Source organism: Thalassotalea sp. G20_0 (assembly GCF_017744175.1).
In the GTDB taxonomy this organism is placed as follows: Bacteria; Pseudomonadota; Gammaproteobacteria; order Pseudomonadales; family Endozoicomonadaceae; genus Endozoicomonas.
In genome coordinates this window covers 1-523 of record NZ_JAGHQV010000533.1, presented here as the reverse complement: position 1 = coordinate 523, position 523 = coordinate 1, and the positions used below count along the sequence as shown (strand labels likewise).

General features: G+C 47.2%; 1 protein-coding gene. It reads right to left on the bottom strand.

The window, feature by feature from the left end; all coding sequences use genetic code 11:
• Positions 1-523: DegT/DnrJ/EryC1/StrS family aminotransferase (locus tag J7438_RS27415; protein WP_209279164.1), on the bottom strand; the 523-nt coding region annotated here is incomplete at both ends.

Sequence of the window (523 nt, the reverse complement as noted above, 5' to 3'; positions counted from 1 at the left end):
GGATAAACCAGTCTTGATACTGGCTGAAGAAATCCAACTGCTTATTGAAGTAAACTTCCCGGGTTTTGATGTTCTGTTCCAGTTTTGCGAACTGAACCAGGGCAAAGGCAGCACTGATTTCAGAAGGCTCCAGCTGGTAGCCGATGGCTTCAAATACAAATTTTGCATCGTAGGGGATGCCATCGACTTCGACGTTAAAGCGGTTTTCTATGGCTTCACTTTCTACAAACAGGGATGAACTGCGCCCCCAGGAACGGAGCAGTCGGGCTCTGCTGGCCATGGCATCATCTTTTACGCAGAGCATGCCACCATTACCTGCACCATTAATGACATGGGAACCATAGAAGCTGGTAATACTGATATCAGAGTAGTGGCCGCTGGAACGATCTGTCAGGGTACCGCCGAGAGTGTCGGCACTGTCTTCAATAATTTTTAAATCGTGTTTGCGGCAGATTTCAACAATGCGATCCCAGTCACAAATATTACCGATCAGGTTAGGGATACAAACCGCACTGGTTTTTTC